Raw genomic sequence first — 15033 nt, 5'->3', positions numbered from 1 at the left:
AGGCCACCATGAGCGATACAGCCAAAGGCTACCTGACCACCCACGTGCTGGACACGGCGCGCGGTCGCCCTGCCGGCGACCTGCGCATCGAACTCTATCGGCTGGAGGGCGGTACTCGCCTGCGCCTGGCCGATGTGAAGACCAATGCCGACGGACGCTGCGATGCACCGCTGCTCGAGGGCGACGACTTTACCGCCGGCGTCTACGAGTTGTTGTTCCATGCCGGCGACTATTTACGGGCCGGCCTCACATCCGGCTTACGGGCGGGCGAGGCATCGAAGGGGCACTTCCTCGACCGCATTCCGCTGCAGTTCACCGTCGACGCGCCGTGCGAGCACTATCACGTTCCCCTGCTTCTTTCCCCTTACAGCTATTCGACGTACCGGGGTAGCTGATGACCACGACCCTGATCCGCAATGCCGAACTGGTGGCGACCTTCGACGACGCCGCCCGCGAGCTGCGCGATGCCAGCATTCTCGTCAGCGACGACCGCATCGTCGCCATCGGCTCGGCGCAGGAGGTCGCGGCCGAGCTCGAGGCGCCGGCCGACAGGGTCATCGATGCCAGCGGCCAGGTGCTGCTGCCGGGGCTGGTCAACACGCACCATCACTTCTACCAGACCCTGACGCGCAACCTGCCGGCGGGGCAGAACGCCGAGCTGTTCGACTGGCTGGTGACCCACTATCCGATCTGGGCGCGACTCGACCCGGAATCGCTCCACGCCAGCAGCCAGATCGCTGCGGCGGAGCTGCTGCTCTCTGGCTGCACCACGGCGGCGGATCACACCTACCTGTGGCCCAACGGCGCACGTATCGACGACCAGATCGCGGCGGTCTCCGAGCTCGGCCTGCGCTTCCATGCCTCGCGGGGCTCGATGTCGGTGGGCGAGTCCCAGGGTGGGCTGCCGCCGGACAGCGTGGTCGAAACCGAACAGGCAATCCTCGACGATACCCAGCGCGCCATCGAGCGCTATCACGACGCCGCCGAGCGGGCGATGACCCGTATCGTGGTGGCGCCCTGCTCGCCGTTCTCGGTTTCCCGCGAATTGATGGTCGCAAGCGCCGAGCTGGCCCGTCACTACGGGGTGCATCTGCATACCCACCTGGCCGAAACCCGCGACGAGGAAGCCTACTGTCGCGAGCGCTTCGGCTGCACGCCGGTGGAGTACGCCGAGCAGGTCGGCTGGGTCGGCAGCGATGTCTGGTTCGCCCACATGGTGCACCCGCATGCCGACGAGATCGCGCGCCTCGGCGGCCACTGCTGCGGCGCGTCGCACTGTCCCAGCTCCAACATGCGTCTCGGTTCCGGCATCGCGCCGGTGATGGCGATGCACCGGGCCGGCATGCGAGTCGGCCTCGGCGTCGATGGCAGCGCCTCCAACGACGGCTCGCACCTGCTGGCGGAGGCGCGCCAGGCGATGCTGCTGGGCCGGCTCCAGGGCGACATGGGCGAATTCACCGCGCGCCGGATGCTGTGGTTCGCCACCCGTGGCGGCGCTGCGGTGCTGGGCCGGGACGATATCGGCCAGCTCGCGGTGGGCAAGGCCGCCGATATCATCGGCTTCCGGCTGGACTCGCTGGCCCTGGCCGGTGGCGCGCTGCACGACCCGCTGGCATCGCTGGTGTTCTGCCAGCCGCCCCAGGTCGAGTTGTCGATCGTCAACGGTGTACGCCGTGTCGAAAGCGGCCAGCTGCTGGGCCAAGATCTCGATGCCATGGTGACGAGGCACAACGCCAGCGCCAGACGGCTGGTCGCGGCCTGAGCACCTGCGCCCGGGCGGCTGTCATCTGACGGCGGGCCGTATACAATCGACGACGGAGTGGATCATCGATGCGACCGGCGCTGGGTGGGGCGAACGACAATGGCAAAAAGCGCGAACGCAGCGAGCGGGTCTGCCGAGGCGAAACGCAACCGCGGGGCGGGCAAGGCGGGGGATGGCGCCGAGCGCCATGCAACGATCTATCAGCAGATTCGCGAGGCGATCGTCGAGCACCGGCTCAAGCCGGGGGCACGGCTGCGCGAGGATGCGCTGGCGGAGGTGTTCGGCGTCAGCCGTACCGGCATCCGCAAGATTCTGCAGCGCCTGGCGCTCGAATACCTGGTCACGCTGACTCCACGGCGTGGCGCCAGCGTCAGCCGGCCGACCATCGAGGAAGCGCGGGATGTCTTTGCCGCGCGCCAACTGGTCGAGTGCCAGTTGATGCCGTGGGTCGCGCGGCGGCTGAAACCGGCGGATGCCAGGGTCCTGCGCGAGCTGGCGACGAGCGAGCGCCAGGCCCTGCGCGCCGGCGAGCAGAGTCGGGCGATCCAGCTCTCCGCCCAGTTCCACCAGCGCCTGGCCGAGCTCTCCGGCAATACGCCGCTGGCGGAATTCGTCGAACGGCTCTGCTCGCGCTCGTCGCTGATCCTCGCCGTCTACGGCGCCTCCGGGCATCTGGGCTGCGAATCCCACGACCACGACGAGCTGGTGACGCTGCTGGAAGACGGCAGGGAGGAGCGCGCGGTTGCCTTCATGCAGCGCCACTTGAAGGCGATCGAGGCGTCGCTGTCGATCGAGGAAAGCACCGATGAAGCGCCGGATCTGCGGCAGATCTTTGGCTGATGCTCCGAGCGGATTCGACTACACGCCCCAGTCGGCGAAGCGCCCGCTGAACGGCTTGGGCCGCGGAAAGGCCAGGTCGCCGTGCTTGCTGGTGCCCAGGCCCAGCGAGACCAGCGACTCCGCCAGTTTCACCGCGGCGCTGACGCCTTCGACCACCGGCATCTGCAGGTCATGGGCGAGGCGCTCGGTGAGGTCCGCCATGCCGCCGCAGCCGAGCACGATGGCGCCGATGCCATCCTCGTCCCTGGCTCGCTGGCACTCTTCCAGCAGCGCCTGGTAGGCGTTGCCCGCCGGGTTCTCCAGCTCCAGCACCGGCAGGTCGGTGGCACGGACGCGCCGGCAGTTGTGGCGGAATCCATACTGGTCGAGCAGATGCTCGGCGATGATCGCGGTGCGGGCCAGCGTGGTCACCACCGAGAAGCGGGTGCTGATCAGCGCGGCCAGGTGGAAGCCCGCCTCGGCGATGCCGATGACCGGTGCGCGGGTCAGCTCCCGCGCCGCCAGCAGCCCCGGATCGCCGAAGCAGGCGATGACGTAGGCGTCCATGCCCAGCGCTTCGCCGCGCCGAATCTCCTCCAGCACGCCGACGGCGCTGACCGCCTCGTCGAAGTGGCTCTCGATCGATACCGGCCCGCTGTCCGGCTGACTGACGTGGATCTGCGTGTGCTCCGCCGCCACGCGGTTGGCGCAGGCACCGATCTTGTCGGTCATGCTGGCGGTCGTATTGGGGTTGATGACGTGGATCTGCATGGCATGGCACCTTGGCGACTCGGACGAATCGCGATACGGTTATTTTGTCCACAAAAATAACCGAGTTTGAATACAATATCGATGACGTCGGTATCGATGCCGTTGGCGTTGGCAGCGACGGATTCGATGAAGACCATTCCGACGACCGCCATCTCGACAAAAAGGGCACCGCGCATGATCTCTCCCGACTATCCTCGCGACCTGATCGGCTACGGCCGCAGCCCGCCCCAGGCCGACTGGCCGGGCCGGGCCCGCGTGGCGGTGCAGTTCGTGCTCAACTACGAGGAGGGCGGCGAGAACAGCGTCCTTCACGGCGATAGCCATTCCGAACAGTTCCTTTCCGAGATCGCCGGGGCGGAGGCGTATCCAGCGCGCCATCTGAGCATGGAGTCGATCTACGAGTACGGCTCCCGGGCCGGCGTGTGGCGGGTGCTGCGGGAGTTCGAACGCCGCGGCCTGCCGCTGACGGTGTTCGGCGTGGCCATGGCGCTGGAGCGCAACCCCGAGGTGGCCCAGGCGTTCAAGGCGCTGGGCCACGAGATCGCCGGTCACGGCTACCGCTGGATTCACTACCAGAACGTGCCGGAAGCGGTCGAGCGCGACCATCTCGAGCGCGCGCTGGCCATCTTCCAGTCGCTCTTTGGTGAGCTGCCGCTGGGCTGGTACACCGGCCGCGACAGCCCCAACACCCGGCGTCTGCTGCTCGACCGGGGCGGCTTTCTCTACGACAGCGACTACTACGGCGACGACCTGCCGTTCTGGATGCCGGCCGAGGACAGTCAGGGCCAGACGCATCAGCATCTTGTCGTGCCCTACACGCTGGATACCAACGACATGCGCTTCGCCTCGCCGACCGGCTTCGATCATGGCGAGCCGTTCTTCCAGTATCTGCGCGATGCGTTCGACGTGCTCTACGCGGAGGGCGCGGAGACGCCCAAGATGCTGTCGATCGGCCTGCACTGCCGCCTGGTCGGTCGCCCCGGCCGCTTCCGCGCGCTGCAACGCTTCCTCGATCATCTCGAGGCCCACGACCGGGTGTGGATAACCCGACGTGTGGATATCGCCCGCCACTGGGCGGCGGTGCATCCGGCCTCGTAGCGGACCGATCGCTTCGCGCTCGAATCCAGAATCGACCCGGCGCCAATCGCGCTCCTTCATGGTGCGAGCGAGCGGTTTCGTGCCTCCGGTTCGATCATCCTTCCCTCAGCCCGGGGCGTCGAGACGATGAACCTGGGCTTCGAGCGTTGGCTAACTCCCTGAAACGGCGGCGCTGACATATGATCTGGCGCCAGGTTTGCTACGTCGTGGTGTGAAACAAACGTTTCTCACCTGGAAGAGAAGTCGTCAAGCGTTTCTCTGCCGCCATAACAACGTACAAGCACTCCTCGGGAGGTATGGCATGTTCGCTTTCGCCAAGAATCGATTCTCGCGCCAGCTCGTGCTGGCACTCTGCTGCACCGTCGCCGCCGGCCTTGCCGCCGTGTCGGCACAGGCCAGCGACCTGGAAACCATCGAACAGCGCGGCACGCTGCGTGTCGCGGTCCCGCAGGACTTCCCGCCGTTCGGCTCGGTGGGTACCGACCTGCAACCGCAGGGCTACGACATCGACATGGCACGGTATCTGGCCGACCAGATGAATGTCGACCTGAAGCTGGTGACCGTCACCAGCGCCAATCGCATCCCGTTCCTGCAGACCGACAAGGTCGATCTGGTGATCTCGAGCCTGGGCAAGAATCCCGAGCGTGCCGCGGTGATCGACTTCACCGACGCCTACGCGCCGTTCTTCCTCGGCGTGTTCGGTACGCCGGAAGCGGATGCGATCGACGATGCCTCGGGTCTCTCCGGCAAGACCATCGGTGTGACCCGTGGTTCGGTCGAGGACATGGAGCTTTCCGATCTGGCGCCGAGCGATACCACCATCCAGCGCTTCGAGGACAACGCCACCACGATCTCCGCGTTTCTTTCCGGCCAGGTCTCCTATATCGCCACCGGTAACGTGGTCGCGGCGCAGATCGCCGAGCGCAATACCGAGCGGGCGCCGACCATGGTCTTCCAGATCAAGAACTCGCCCTGCTACATCGGGCTGGCGCAGGACAACGGCGCACTGAAGGCGCGCGTCAATGCGCTGATCGAGCAGGCCAAGCAGGATGGCACGCTGGAATCGATGTCGCAGCAGTGGTTCCACACCGCGCTGCCCGACGACCTCTCCTCCTGAGCGGGTAACCGGTCATGACGCTGGATTTCTCCACGCTGCTACCGTACGCGGACGTGATCCTCGAAGGTCTGGTGACGACGCTATGGCTCACCGTCGTCACCACCGCTGCCGGGATTACGCTGGCGATCCTCGTCGCCTATGCCCGAGATGGTTCGCCGACCGGTAGCAGACGCATCGTCAGCCGCCTGCTGGGCGGCTATGTCGAGGTGACGCGCAATACGCCGTTCATCGTGCAGCTGTTCTTTCTCTATTTCGGTCTGCCGGCGCTGGGCGTGCCGATCAGCGCGACCGTCGCCGCGCTGCTGGCGATGATTCTGAATCTCGGCACCTATACCGCCGAAATCCTGCGCGCCGGAATCGATTCGACGCTGACAGGCCAGCATGAAGCCGCCCGCGCGCTGGGGCTGTCGCGTCTGCAGAGTTTTCGACACGTGGTGCTGGTGCCGGCCTTTTCACGCGTTTATCCGTCGCTGATCAGCCAGTGCATCATCGTGATGCTGGGCTCGGCGGTGGTGTCCCAGATCTCGGTGTTCGATCTGACCTACGCCGCCAACTTCATCCAGTCCCGCAACTTCCGCGGCTTCGAAGTCTATCTGGTGGTGACGCTGATCTATCTGCTGCTGGCGGTGGGTTTGCGGCTGGCGTTCGAATTCGTCGGGCGACGTCTGTTCGCGTTTCGCCAGGGAGGTTCGGCATGACCGATTTCACGCTGTGGGATATCGTCCGCAACCTGCTGCTGGCGGGGCGCTGGACCGTGGTGCTGTCGCTGATCGCCTTTGCCGGCGGCGCGATCGTCGGGCTGGTACTGACCCTGCTGCGGATGGGCGGGCTGAAGCCGATTCGCTGGTTGATCCGGCTCTATGTCGATCTGTTCCAGGGCACGCCGCTGCTGATGCAGCTGTTCCTGGCCTACTTCGGCGCCGCGGTGCTGGGCTTCGACGTCTCCGCCTGGACCGCGGCCAGCGTGGCGCTGACGCTGTTCACCAGCGCCTTCCTCTGCGACATCTGGCGCGGCTGCGTCGAAGCCGTACCCAGCGGCCAGTGGCAGGCGTCCCGCGTACTGGGGCTGAACTACCTGCAGTCGATGCGCCACGTCATCCTGCCCCAGGCGCTGCGCCTGGCGGTGCCGCCGACCGTGGGTTTCTCGGTCCAGGTCATCAAGGGCACCGCGCTGGCCTCGGTGATCGGCTTCGTCGAACTGACCAAGGCCGGCACCATGCTCAACAATGCGGCGTTTGCCCCTTTCACCATCTTCGCGCTGGTGGCGCTCGGATACTTCATCCTCTGCTATCCGCTGTCGCGCTACGCCCGTCACCTGGAGAAAAAGCTCTATGGCGCTGGTATCCGTTAAAGACCTGCATAAATCCTTCGGTGAGCTGGAGGTGCTCAAGGGCATCGATCTGGAGATCGAGGCCGGCGAGGTGGTGTCGATCATCGGCCGCAGCGGCTCGGGCAAGAGCACGCTTTTGCGCTGTCTCAACCAGCTCGAGCGTCACGACTGGGGCACGATTCATCTGGCCGATCAGCGACTCGACGGCGGCGCGATGTCGCCGGGCGAGCTGAGCCAGAACGTCGGCATGGTGTTCCAGAGCTTCAATCTGTTCCCGCACAAGACGGTGATCGAGAACGTGATGCTGGCGCCGGTGGTGGTCAAGCAGACTCCGAAGGCCGAAGCGCGCCGGATCGCCGAGCAGGTGCTCGACAAGGTCGGGATGTCCGAGAAGGTCGACGCCTATCCGGCCCAGCTCTCCGGCGGTCAGCAGCAGCGCGTGGCGATTGCCCGGGCGCTGGCGATGAATCCCAAGGTGCTGCTGTGCGACGAGGTGACCTCGGCGCTCGACCCCGAGCTGGTCGGCGAGGTGCTGCGCGTGCTGGAGGATCTGGCCCGGGAGGGGATGACGCTGATTCTGGTCACCCACGAGATGACATTCGCCCGCGACGTCAGTCACCGGGTGGTCTTCATGCATCAGGGCCGCATCCATGAGTCGGGGGACCCGCAGACGCTGTTCACCCAGCCCAGGACGCCGGAGCTGAAACAGTTCATTGCGTCCGTGGTGTGAGCGAAGGGGCGTCGGACTCGCGTGAGCGGCCGATGCCCGGCGCCGGCGGCGGAATCGGTGATAGAGTGGCCTCAGTCAAGATGGGGAACGGATGCATGCAGGGCCATATCGGGCGCCAGCTACAACAACGCTTCAACGAATTGGCACCGCAGGAGCGGCGCGTCGCCAGTTTCATACTCGACCACTTCGAGGATCTCGCCGTCTACAGCGCGGCGGATCTGGCCCGCCTTTCCGGGGTCTCCAAGGCCACGGTGACACGGCTGTTCCGGCGACTGGGCTACGCCGACTTCAAGGCGGTCAAGGCCCACGCCCGCGAGCTGCGCCACTACGGTGTGCCGCTGGCGGCGGCCAGCGACGCCCTCGGCGAGGGAGCCGAGCGCTTTGCCCGGCACCTGGCCCGAGAGCAGGAAAACCTGCATCGCTGCCTGGAGAGAGTGTCGGCGACGGGATTCGATGCCGTGGTCTCGGCGCTCGATGCGGCGCCGCGGCTGGCGGTGGCGGGCTATCGCAACAGTTATCCACTGGCACTGCATTTCCGTCAGCAGCTGCTGCAGGCCCGGTCCGGGGTGGCGCTGTGGCCCGCGCCCAACCAGTCGCTGGCCGAAGAGATCGCGGAACTCGATTCGGCCGCCGTCGTGGTGCTGTTCGGCTTCCGCCGTCGGCCCCGGGTGTTCGACGCGCTGGTCGATACGCTCGCGGCGCGCGGACAGCGCTGCCTGCTGATCGGCGATGCCACCGCGTCACGCTACGACGACCGGGTGGCCTGGCGACTCGAGTGCCCGCTGGATAGCGTTTCGGCCTTCGATAGCTATGCCGCGCCGATGAGCCTGATCTGCCTGCTGGCCAATGCGCTGCTGCATCGTCGGCTGGCGACGGGGCGGGCACGGATCGACGACGTCACCGCGCTCTACGAATCGCTCGAAGAGCTGGCGCCCTGAACGGTGGTTGGGAAAAGCGCCTCGCCTGGCTCCCGAGTCATCGCCTGACGACTCGGGAGAGGCTCGCGAGCGGTGTCAGCCCTGCCAGCCGGTGGCCTGGGCAAACAGCAGCAGCGCCATGGCGATCGCGACCCAGGCCCCGAACAGCGGCAGGAAGAAGCGCACCCAGCGCTGCCACGGCACGCCGGCCAGGGCCAGGGTGGCCATGAAGTAGCCGGAGGTGGGGTAGAGGATATTGCCGATGCCGTCGCCCAGTTGATAGGCGAGTACCGCGGTCTGCCGGGTCACCCCGAGCAGGTCCGAGAGCGGCGCCATGATCGGCATGGTGACCAGCGCCTGACCGCTGCCGGAGGGCACCACGAAATTGAAGCCCAGCTGTGCAACGTACATGCCGAGGGCCGAGAACAGCGTCGGCAGGCCGCCGACCGCTGCGCCCAGGCCGTGGACCATGGTGTCGAGGACCTGACCGTCCTCCAGCACCACCGCCACCGCGCGGGCGATACCGGCGATCATGGCGCCGACCATCACGTCGCGGAAGCCATCGTTGAAGCCCTCGCAGATCGTGTCGACCTTCAGGCCGGCGACCAGGCCCACGACCACGCCCATGACGATGAACAGGCCGGCCATCTCGAGCATGAACCAGCCCTGCGCCAGTACGCCGTACACCAGCGCGGCGAAGAAGGCGAGCGCGGTCAGCGTGGCGGCCTTCTGGCGACCGGTGGCGGCGGGTTTGTCGGCATCCAGCGCATGCTGGTAGTGGCGCCGCTTGTCGCGTTCGGTGGCGTCGTCGTCGAGCAGGCTGGCGCTGCCGTCGTCACGCACGCGGCGGGCGTAGCGCAGCACGAACGCGATGGCCACCGCGAGCATGGCGACGAGCGCGATCAGGCGCAGGCCGAAGCCCGAGTAGAGCGGCAGGTTGGAGAGCTGCTGGCCGAGCCCGGTGTTGATCGGGTTGAGCACCCCGGCGGTGAAGCCGGCGGTGGTGGCGCACAGTGCGACCGCGGCGGCGACTACCGAGTCGAAGCGCAGCGCGATCATCAGCGGCAGGATCACCGGCACGTAGACCAGCGACAGCTCCTGGGTGCCGATCAGCGTGGCGATCACGGCGAACAGCGTCATCAGCACCGGAATGACCCACAGGCTGCGGCCGGCGAAGTGGCGGGTCAGGTTATCCACACCCAGTTCGATGATGCCGGTACGCCGCAGCACCGCGAACATGCCGCCGATGATCAGGGTGAAGAACACCACTTCGCCGGCGCTCATCAGGCCCTGGGGAATGGCGAGCAGAAAATCGGTCAGCCCGGTCGGGTTGGCCGCCACGTAGTGGAACGAAGCGGGATCGATGGTGGTGCGCCCGGCGGGCCCCGGCACGCGCTCGTAGACGCCGGCGGGAATCAGGTAGGTCGCCACGGCGGCGAGAACAATGAAGATGAAAAGAATGGCGTATATATGGGGTATATGAAACGATCGTTTCTTGTCGGGGCGAGGGGATCGCCGGGAGTGTGATTGGCTCATGGGCTCTGTGTCTTCTCGTTGGTGTGGCCGCGTCGGCGGTGCCGACGGGGAGAGCGGGTGCCAGCGGCGTCGCGCGCCGCCCCCGGATTTATTGCTGTTATCGTGCCCGATCGTCGGGGCTCGTCGGGCCCGTCCGATAGTTTCACAAACTCGATGGTCAGGGGAAGTCTCGTCCCGCTACCGAGCCCCTGCGCTTACCGGGTCGCCATCAGTCGAGGAGAACTCATGCCGCAACGTTCCTACTACGCCCCCCACGGCGGTCTGCCGCCTCAGAGTCAGCTGATTCATGGCCGGGCGGTCTTCACCGAGGCCTATGCGGTGATTCCCAAGGGCGTGATGAGCGACATCGTCACCAGTTTCCTGCCGCATTGGGAAAAGACCCGGCTGTGGGTGCTGTCGCGACCGCTCTCCGGCTTCGCCGAGACGTTTTCGCAGTACATCATGGAAGTCTCGCCCGGTGGCGGCAGTGAGCGTCCGGAGCCGGATGCCGGCGCCGAAGGCGTGCTGTTCGTGGTCGAGGGGGAGATGGTGCTGACCATCGCGGGCGAGACGCACGCGATGGCGCCGGGCGGCTACGCCTATCTGCCGCCGGGCTGCGACTGGCAGCTGAGCAACGCGAGCGACGCGCCGGTGCGCTTCCACTGGATTCGCAAGGCGTACGAATTCGTCGATGGACTGGAGGCGCCGCCGGCGTTCGTGACCAACGAGCAGACGATCGCGCCGACGCCGATGCCGGATACCGACGGGCGCTGGGCGACCACGCGCTTCGTCGATCCCGCAGACCTGCGCCACGACATGCACGTGACCATCGTCACCTTCCAGCCGGGCGGCGTGATCCCGTTCGACGAGACCCACGTGATGGAGCACGGCCTCTACGTGCTCGAGGGCCGTGCGGTCTATCATCTCAACCAGGACTGGGTAGAGGTGGAGGCCGGCGACTACATGTGGCTGCGTGCCTTCTGCCCGCAGTCCTGCTATGCCGCCGGTTCGACGCCGTTCCGCTATCTGCTCTACAAGGACGTCAACCGGCACATGAAGCTGTCGCTCTCCGGGCGTTAGCCGAAGCGGGCGAGCCGATAGGGTTCCAGCGATGGCAGGTCATGTGGCTCGATCGACGGGTTGCCGTCGGTCGTTCCCGCCAGATCGGCGATCAGCTCGGCGGTGATCGCCGCCTGGGTCAGGCCCAGATGGTGATGTCCGAAGGCCAGTAGCACGCGGCCGTCGCACACACGGTCGATGATCGGCAGCGAGTCCGGCAGCGACGGGCGGAAGCCCATCCACGGCGTGGCGTTTTCGGCGTCGAGATCGGTCTTGAACAGGCCCCGGCTCAGGCGGTGCAACTGCCACGCCCGGCCCATGTTGGGCGGTGCCTCCAGCCCCGCGAACTCCACGGTGCCGGCCAGTCTCAGCCCGATCTCCATCGGCGTCATGATGAAGCGGCGCTCCAATGAGGTGACCGCGAAGGGCAGGCGCTCGTGCTCGCGGGGCAGCATCAGGTGGTAGCCGCGCTCGGTATCCAGCGGTACGCGCTTGCCGGTGAGCTGGGCGGTCAAAGCCGCCGAGTGGGCGCCACAGGCGATGAGCACCTGGCCGGCCTCGCGTTCGCCGGCATGGGTCGTCACGGCGACGCCTTTCGCGGTCAACCGAGTCGACTGCACGGTTTCCTGCTCGAAACGGACGCCCTGGCGCCGCGCGGCTTCCACCAGCGTCGTGACCACTCGCCACGGATCCAGCACATGGCCCGTGGCGGGAAAGAACAGCCCGCCCAGCAGCGCGTCCGAGAGCTGTGGCGCCGCGCGTTGAATCGCTTCCCTATCCCAAAGCTCGACCGGCACCTGCTGTTCGCGCATGCGCGACTCGAGCGCTTCCAGCCTGGCGTGCGACTCCGGCTTCTCGTAGACCAGCAGCGAGCCGTCCGCCTTGAGCAGGTGGCTGCCGTCGACCGATGCCAGCAGGCGTTGCCACGCCGCCAGGCCGCGTTCGTTGAGGGCGCGGATACCGGCAACGCTTTGGCGGAAAGGCGTCGGGCGCAGGTTCAGAACCAGCCGGGCCAGCCACGGCAGCGCCCGGGGCAGATATTTCCAGTCCAGTCGCAGCGGACCCATCGGGTCCATCAGCATGCCGGGCAGCGACGTCAGAATCGAGGCATCGGCGATCGGAAAGACCTGTTCCGTGGCCATGTGCCCCGCGTTGCCGTAGGAGGCGCCGCGGCCGGGTTCCTGCTTGTCGAGTACCAGTACCTGGTGACCCTGGCGCGCCAGGGCCAGGGCGCTGGTCACGCCGACGAGGCCGGCGCCGACGACGATGATATCGGCATCGGGCGAAGCCGAAGGCGGTGAGTCCGACATGCGCTACCTCATGACCAGAAGAGCAAGTGAATGCGTGGGGAACGCGCCTCGCATCAGGCGCTGCGCAGATTCTTTTCCAGCACCGCCGCGATGCCTTCGGCGGCATCCTTGATATGGCGTTCCAGCAGCCGGCAGGCGTCTTCCACCTTGCCGTTGCGCGCCAGTTCCAGCAGCTCGCGGTGTTCGAGTTCCGCCTTCTCGATCTCGCGGGTATAGACCAGCTGCATGCGGATATAGCGCCCGGACTTGGTGTTCAACTGGCCGATCATCGCCAGCGTCTCGGGCAGCCCGGAAGGCGCGTAGAGCGCGTGGTGAAACGCGAAGTTGTAGTCGCTCCAGTTGTCGATCTGGCTGCCGGAGTCGAGCGCGGCGTCGTACTGGCGCAGGACACTGCCGGCGTGATCGAGATCCGCCGTCGTCAGGTTCGGGATCGCGTAGCGCAGCACGTAGGTCTCGAGCAGCACGCGCAGATCGAACAGTTCGCGAATCGCCGCCACCGAGAGTTCGGTGGTGAAGGCGCCGCGATGGGCGTGAAACTCCACCAGCCCCTCGGACTCCAGGGTCAGCAGCGCCTCCCGAACGGGGATGCGGCTGACGTCGTAGTCCCTGGCCAGCGCATCCTGGCGTAGCTGGGAGCCGCCCTTGAACTCGCCGCCGAGAATGCGTTCGCGCAGCTCGTCCGCCACGTACTGCGCTCGGGTCTTGAAAGTCGCCATGAAGTCTCATCGTTTCGCAGAATCTGGATATTGTATGCAATCCATATGGCTCCCGCCGACTTTTCAGGCCCGTGCTCTGTTCGAGATCAGCGTTGCAAGATCGGTGTGGCAAGATCGGTGTGGCGGCAAGACCGGTGTAAAGAGACCGTCGTGGCAAGGCGGGCTCACGCTACCTCGAGCTGCGTCGACCACTGCGCGTACCATTCGCGAAACAGCGCGTACTGGGTTGCGACGTAGCGGCGCTGCGCCTCGCTCAGGGCATCGCTCGCGTTGAAGTGCAGTTCGTAGGCGCTGTCGCCGTTGAGCACCATCAGTTGCTTGTAATAGAGCACCAGATCCACGCCTTCGTCGAAGGAGGAGAGCACCGCCAGTGCGGACTCTAGCTCCTGGGCCAGGCGCCGGGCTTGGGGATCGCCCTTGGCGGCTTTCTGGCTCAGCGCGACCAGCTGCAGCACCTCTTTCGGCAGCGCGTTGCCGACCCCGGTAATGGCGCCGGTGGCGTTGCAGTTGACGAAACCGTGGAACACCTGGGTATCGACACCCACCATCAGGCTGACCTCGTCATCCTGGGAGGTGATGTGCTCGGCCGCGTAGCGCAGGTCGTCTGCACCGCCGAACTCCTTGAACCCGATCAGGTTGGGATGTTCGCGACGCAGCTCGAAGAACAGGTCCGCGCGGGTGGCGAAGCCGTAATAGGGGCTGTTGTAGATCACCGCCGGCAGCTCGGGTGCGGCTTGCAGGATCGCCGAGAAGTGCGCCTTCTGGGCCGCGGGGGCGGTACCGCGGGAGAGCACGCGGGGGATCACCATCAGCCCCTGGGCGCCGACCTTGGCTGCATGGGCGGCGTGGGAGACCGCCTCCTTCGAGTTGACCGCGCCGGTGCCGACGATGACGGGTACGCCGGCGGCGACCAGTCTCGCCACGCCCTCCTGGCGTTCGGCTTCGCTGAGCAAGGGCCAGTCGCCCATCGAGCCGCAGTAGACCACCGCGCGCATGCCGAGATCGACCAGTTCGCGCCCCTTGGCGACCAGCGCGTCGTAATCCGGCGTGCGGTCGGCGGTGCAGGGGGTCATCAGAGCGGGGATGCAGCCGGTGAAGATGGAGTCGTTCATGGTTGTCCTCTGGAATCCGTGAATATCTGTCGTGAATGGCTTTTCAGGAATGGCTTTTCGGGAACGGCTACGACGCGGTGATGCCCCAGGCAAACGGGTCGTTTTCGTCGATCAGCAGCGTGGCGTCGGCGGTCATGTAGGCGCTGCCGGTGATGAAAGGACGCACAAGCCTTTGCGCCTCGTCTTCCCATGCATAGCGCCCCTCGAAGCGGCTACCGGTAATGCTGGCCTGGACCCAGGTCTCGCCGGGTGCCAGCTTGCCATCGGCGGCGAGGCAGGCCAGCTTGGCGCTGGTGCCGGTGCCGCAGGGCGAGCGGTCGTAGGCCTTGCCGGGACAGAGCACGAAGTTGCGGCTGTCGGCCGGTTTGCCGGTCCCGGTGTCGTCGGCGGCGAACAGCTCGATATGATCGATGTGGCCGCCGTTCTCGCCGGTGATGGACTGCGCGTCCAGCGCCTGGCGGATCGCCCAGGTAAAGGCCGTCAGCGCTGCCTCGTTGGCCAGGGTCACCGTCTGGTCATGCTCGCCGACCAGGAAGAACCAGTTGCCGCCCCAGGCGATATCGCCATGCACCACGCCATAGCCGGGCACCTCCACCGGCACGCGCTGGCGATAGCGGTAGGCGGGCACGTTGCGCACCGTCACCGCGCCGTCCTGGTGCAGCGTGGCGCTGACCGGACCGACGGTGGTGTCGATCTTGTGTTCGCCGGGCGCGATCATTCCGAGATGATGCAGCGATGCCATCAGACCGATCGTGCCGTGGCCGCACATGCCCAGGT

Annotated in this window: 17 protein-coding genes; 10 read left to right on the top strand and 7 right to left on the bottom strand. The window is 66.4% G+C overall.

All coding sequences use genetic code 11. The features are described 5' to 3' along the window. Positions 1-8 precede the first annotated feature (8 nt). From uraH to AC3AYF_RS01285, 3 genes are all read left to right on the top strand, one after another. A complete protein-coding gene (gene uraH / locus AC3AYF_RS01295) occupies positions 9-395 on the top strand; it encodes a hydroxyisourate hydrolase (protein ID WP_295035781.1) in 387 nt (128 codons plus the stop codon). After that, entirely contained in the window at positions 395-1762 is a 1368-nt protein-coding gene (locus tag AC3AYF_RS01290; RefSeq protein WP_295035779.1) for an 8-oxoguanine deaminase, read from the top strand. The genes uraH and AC3AYF_RS01290 overlap by 1 nt, the downstream gene beginning before the upstream one ends. A 99-nt stretch (positions 1763-1861) precedes the next feature. Continuing rightward, positions 1862-2602: a GntR family transcriptional regulator gene (locus AC3AYF_RS01285; RefSeq protein WP_295035775.1), complete on the top strand. Its 741-nt coding sequence runs from the start codon at positions 1862-1864 to the stop codon at positions 2600-2602. 18 nt (positions 2603-2620) lie between these two features. Here the strand turns inward: AC3AYF_RS01285 and AC3AYF_RS01280 are convergent, their stop codons facing one another. Further along, positions 2621-3352 (bottom strand): aspartate/glutamate racemase family protein, encoded by a 732-nt coding sequence (locus AC3AYF_RS01280; RefSeq protein ID WP_295035770.1) that lies wholly within the window; start codon positions 3350-3352, stop codon positions 2621-2623. Further along, a complete protein-coding gene (locus tag AC3AYF_RS01275; protein ID WP_295035768.1) occupies positions 3310-3528 on the bottom strand; it encodes a hypothetical protein in 219 nt (72 codons plus the stop codon). Before AC3AYF_RS01275 ends, AC3AYF_RS01280 begins: the two co-directional genes overlap by 43 nt. On the opposite strand from AC3AYF_RS01275, the gene puuE reads away from it, so the two are divergent. The 6 genes from puuE (at position 3527) to AC3AYF_RS01245 (ending at position 8565) form a co-directional block, all read left to right on the top strand. Next, positions 3527-4450, top strand: coding sequence for an allantoinase PuuE (gene puuE, locus AC3AYF_RS01270; RefSeq protein ID WP_295035766.1), 924 nt, complete (start codon positions 3527-3529; stop codon positions 4448-4450). The genes AC3AYF_RS01275 and puuE overlap by 2 nt on opposite strands. Before the next feature lie 301 nt (positions 4451-4751). Continuing rightward, positions 4752-5567, top strand: a complete 816-nt coding sequence (locus AC3AYF_RS01265) for a transporter substrate-binding domain-containing protein (protein WP_295035765.1) — start codon at positions 4752-4754, stop codon at positions 5565-5567. A gap of 14 nt (positions 5568-5581) precedes the next feature. Further along, entirely contained in the window at positions 5582-6265 is a 684-nt protein-coding gene (locus AC3AYF_RS01260; protein ID WP_295035763.1) for an amino acid ABC transporter permease, read from the top strand. Continuing rightward, positions 6262-6918 carry an amino acid ABC transporter permease gene (locus AC3AYF_RS01255; protein WP_295035761.1) on the top strand — a complete coding sequence of 219 codons (657 nt, stop codon included), beginning with the start codon at positions 6262-6264 and terminating at the stop codon, positions 6916-6918. The genes AC3AYF_RS01260 and AC3AYF_RS01255 overlap by 4 nt, the downstream gene beginning before the upstream one ends. After that, entirely contained in the window at positions 6899-7627 is a 729-nt protein-coding gene (locus AC3AYF_RS01250; protein WP_295035759.1) for an amino acid ABC transporter ATP-binding protein, read from the top strand. Before AC3AYF_RS01255 ends, AC3AYF_RS01250 begins: the two co-directional genes overlap by 20 nt. Before the next feature lie 95 nt (positions 7628-7722). Next, positions 7723-8565, top strand: a complete 843-nt coding sequence (locus AC3AYF_RS01245) for a MurR/RpiR family transcriptional regulator (protein ID WP_295035757.1) — start codon at positions 7723-7725, stop codon at positions 8563-8565. Between the two features lie 75 nt (positions 8566-8640). Here AC3AYF_RS01245 and AC3AYF_RS01240 read toward each other — a convergent pair whose 3' ends face one another. Beyond that, the gene (locus AC3AYF_RS01240) at positions 8641-10080 is read right to left on the bottom strand and encodes a YfcC family protein (protein WP_295035755.1); all 1440 of its coding nucleotides are present in this window, start codon (positions 10078-10080) and stop codon (positions 8641-8643) included. A gap of 225 nt (positions 10081-10305) precedes the next feature. Here AC3AYF_RS01240 and AC3AYF_RS01235 point away from each other — a divergent pair, with 225 nt between their 5' ends. Further along, positions 10306-11139, top strand: a complete 834-nt coding sequence (locus tag AC3AYF_RS01235; protein ID WP_295035752.1) for a bifunctional allantoicase/(S)-ureidoglycine aminohydrolase — start codon at positions 10306-10308, stop codon at positions 11137-11139. Here AC3AYF_RS01235 and AC3AYF_RS01230 read toward each other — a convergent pair. The 4 genes from AC3AYF_RS01230 to AC3AYF_RS01215 all read right to left on the bottom strand — a co-directional run. After that, positions 11136-12428 (bottom strand): NAD(P)/FAD-dependent oxidoreductase, encoded by a 1293-nt coding sequence (locus AC3AYF_RS01230; RefSeq protein WP_295035747.1) that lies wholly within the window; start codon positions 12426-12428, stop codon positions 11136-11138. The two genes, AC3AYF_RS01235 and AC3AYF_RS01230, sit on opposite strands and share 4 nt — an antisense overlap. Positions 12429-12481: 53 nt before the next feature. Then, a complete protein-coding gene (locus AC3AYF_RS01225; protein ID WP_295035745.1) occupies positions 12482-13144 on the bottom strand; it encodes a GntR family transcriptional regulator in 663 nt (220 codons plus the stop codon). A 164-nt stretch (positions 13145-13308) separates the two neighbouring features. Then, the gene (locus AC3AYF_RS01220) at positions 13309-14256 is read right to left on the bottom strand and encodes a dihydrodipicolinate synthase family protein (RefSeq protein ID WP_295035743.1); all 948 of its coding nucleotides are present in this window, start codon (positions 14254-14256) and stop codon (positions 13309-13311) included. Between the two features lie 67 nt (positions 14257-14323). Next, the coding region (locus tag AC3AYF_RS01215) for a proline racemase family protein (RefSeq protein WP_487779311.1) at positions 14324-15033 on the bottom strand (710 nt) is incomplete at its 5' end.

The sequence above is a fragment of the Salinicola sp. genome (assembly GCF_982684285.1).
The sequence above is the reverse complement of the archived record's forward strand: the minus strand, read 5'-3'. Positions and strand labels throughout refer to the sequence as shown.

Excerpts from the sequence above, each read along its gene's own strand:
- uraH (WP_295035781.1), top strand. The coding sequence starts at position 9 with ATGAGCGATACAGCCAAAGGCTACCTGACCACCCACGTGCTGGACACG.
- AC3AYF_RS01290 (WP_295035779.1), top strand. The coding sequence starts at position 395 with ATGACCACGACCCTGATCCGCAATGCCGAACTGGTGGCGACCTTCGAC.
- AC3AYF_RS01285 (WP_295035775.1), top strand. The coding sequence starts at position 1,862 with ATGGCAAAAAGCGCGAACGCAGCGAGCGGGTCTGCCGAGGCGAAACGC.
- AC3AYF_RS01280 (WP_295035770.1), bottom strand. The coding sequence starts at position 3,352 with ATGCAGATCCACGTCATCAACCCCAATACGACCGCCAGCATGACCGAC.
- puuE (WP_295035766.1), top strand. The coding sequence starts at position 3,527 with ATGATCTCTCCCGACTATCCTCGCGACCTGATCGGCTACGGCCGCAGC.
- AC3AYF_RS01275 (WP_295035768.1), bottom strand. The coding sequence starts at position 3,528 with ATGCGCGGTGCCCTTTTTGTCGAGATGGCGGTCGTCGGAATGGTCTTC.
- AC3AYF_RS01265 (WP_295035765.1), top strand. The coding sequence starts at position 4,752 with ATGTTCGCTTTCGCCAAGAATCGATTCTCGCGCCAGCTCGTGCTGGCA.
- AC3AYF_RS01260 (WP_295035763.1), top strand. The coding sequence starts at position 5,582 with ATGACGCTGGATTTCTCCACGCTGCTACCGTACGCGGACGTGATCCTC.
- AC3AYF_RS01255 (WP_295035761.1), top strand. The coding sequence starts at position 6,262 with ATGACCGATTTCACGCTGTGGGATATCGTCCGCAACCTGCTGCTGGCG.
- AC3AYF_RS01250 (WP_295035759.1), top strand. The coding sequence starts at position 6,899 with ATGGCGCTGGTATCCGTTAAAGACCTGCATAAATCCTTCGGTGAGCTG.
- AC3AYF_RS01245 (WP_295035757.1), top strand. The coding sequence starts at position 7,723 with ATGCAGGGCCATATCGGGCGCCAGCTACAACAACGCTTCAACGAATTG.
- AC3AYF_RS01240 (WP_295035755.1), bottom strand. The coding sequence starts at position 10,080 with ATGAGCCAATCACACTCCCGGCGATCCCCTCGCCCCGACAAGAAACGA.
- AC3AYF_RS01235 (WP_295035752.1), top strand. The coding sequence starts at position 10,306 with ATGCCGCAACGTTCCTACTACGCCCCCCACGGCGGTCTGCCGCCTCAG.
- AC3AYF_RS01230 (WP_295035747.1), bottom strand. The coding sequence starts at position 12,428 with ATGTCGGACTCACCGCCTTCGGCTTCGCCCGATGCCGATATCATCGTC.
- AC3AYF_RS01225 (WP_295035745.1), bottom strand. The coding sequence starts at position 13,144 with ATGGCGACTTTCAAGACCCGAGCGCAGTACGTGGCGGACGAGCTGCGC.
- AC3AYF_RS01220 (WP_295035743.1), bottom strand. The coding sequence starts at position 14,256 with ATGAACGACTCCATCTTCACCGGCTGCATCCCCGCTCTGATGACCCCC.